Source organism: Xanthobacter autotrophicus, from assembly GCF_030015065.1.
Lineage (GTDB): Bacteria > Pseudomonadota > Alphaproteobacteria > Rhizobiales > Xanthobacteraceae > Xanthobacter > Xanthobacter autotrophicus_D.
The window spans coordinates 1-1647 of the sequence record NZ_JAIVFN010000252.1 but is presented as its reverse complement, the minus strand read 5'-3'; the positions used below and the strand labels follow the sequence as shown (position 1 = coordinate 1647).

Sequence of the window (1647 nt, the reverse complement as noted above, 5' to 3'; positions counted from 1 at the left end):
GGCGGGGGCGGGCTGGTATTCGATGGCGAGGGCGATGCGCCGCGCCTCCTCCTCCCCCGCGATTTCGGCTGCGAGCGCCAAGGCGAGGTCGAGGCCGGAGGAAACCCCGGCCCCGGTGAAGCGGTTGCGATCCACCACCACGCGCTCCTCCACCGGGATGGCGCCGAGCAGGGCGAGCTGGTCCAGCGACAGCCAGTGGCAGGTGGCGCGATAGCCGGTGAGCAGCCCGGCGGCGCCGAGGATCAGCGAGCCGGTGCACACCGAGGTGACGTAGCGCGCCTGAACCGCCATGCGGCGCAGGAAATCCAGCGTCGGCCCATCGTCCATGAGCTCCAGCTGACCGGGGCCGCCGGGCACGAACAGAAGTTCGCAGCCGGCGACTTCGCTGAAGCTGGAATTGGCCATGATGGCGAGGCCCGCCACATCCTCGACCGGCTTCTTCCGGCTCTGGGCGACGATCTCCACCCGTGCCCCCGGCAGGCGGGCGAACACCTCGAACGGGGCGGTGAGATCGAGCTGCGTCATGCGCGGATAGGCCAGCATGACGATGCGGAAGGGCGGGGTCATGGCGTATCCGGGCTCAGGCGCGGGCGGCGATGGCGTCGGCGAGGGCCACCGTGCGCTTCGCCATCTCGGCGTGCAGCAGCTCCACCATCCGCCCGTCGAGGGTGATGACGCCCTTGCCCGCATTCTCCGGCAGGGCAAAGGCGGCGATGATGGCGCGGGCGCGGGCCACGTCCGCCTCGGGCGGCGAGAAGGCGGTGTTGCAGGGCTCGATCTGGCTCGGATGGATCAGGGTCTTGCCGTCCATGCCGAATTCGACGCCCTGGGCGCATTCCGCCTTGAAGCCGTCGAGGTCCTGGAACTGGTTCCACACGCCGTCGAGCACGTCCACGCCATAGATCCGGGCGGCGGCCACCACCAGGCTCAGCCAGCCCACCATGGGCGCGCGGCCGGGCACCAGCGCCGCCCGCGTCTCCTTGGCAAGGTCGTTGGTGCCGAGCACGAACACCGTGAGCCGGGTCAGCGGGTCCTGCGCCGCCTGGGCGATGGCCTTGATGTCGAGGATGGCCAGCGGCGTCTCGATCATGGCCCAGACCCGGGTCGTCTGCGGCACGTTCAGCGCCTCCAGCCGGCGGCCGACGGTGACGAGCTGCTCCACGGCCTGCACCTTGGGCACCAGGATGGCGTCGGGCGCGGCGCCGGCGGCGGCTTCCAGGTCGTCGGAGCCCCACGGCGTGTCGAGGCCGTTGATGCGGATCACCACCTCGCGCGGGCCGAAGCCGCCGGCCTTCACCGTCTCGACGATGCGGCCGCGGGCCTCCACCTTGGCGTCGGGGGCCACCGCGTCCTCGAGGTCCAGGATCACGCTGTCCGCCGGCAGGGTGCGGGCCTTCTCCAGGGCGCGCGCATTGGAGCCCGGCATGTAGAGGACGCTGCGGCGCGGGCGGATGGTCATGGCGGCTCCTGCTTCGGCACCCATTGGTTTCTCCCTTCGGACGACGATGCGGATCCGCCGCACCTTACCGTGACGAATCGGTAAAGCGACGCCTGCGCTTTGAAAAGGGGTTCCGCTGCGCCGCGGCATTCGACCATGGATGGCATGCGGCGCCGGCCGGGTTCTCGGGCGGGGCGGCGGAGCTATCG

The 1647-nt window shown here is 71.0% G+C and carries 2 protein-coding genes; both read right to left on the bottom strand.

Features of this window, described 5'->3' with window-relative positions:
* Positions 1–567 (bottom strand): DJ-1/PfpI family protein (locus tag K9U40_RS22880; protein WP_282892385.1); only part of this gene is annotated, 567 nt, incomplete at its 3' end.
* A gap of 13 nt (positions 568–580) precedes the next feature.
* The gene (locus K9U40_RS22875) at positions 581–1483 is read right to left on the bottom strand and encodes an HpcH/HpaI aldolase/citrate lyase family protein (RefSeq protein ID WP_282892384.1); all 903 of its coding nucleotides are present in this window, start codon (positions 1481–1483) and stop codon (positions 581–583) included.
* Positions 1484–1647 lie beyond the last annotated feature (164 nt).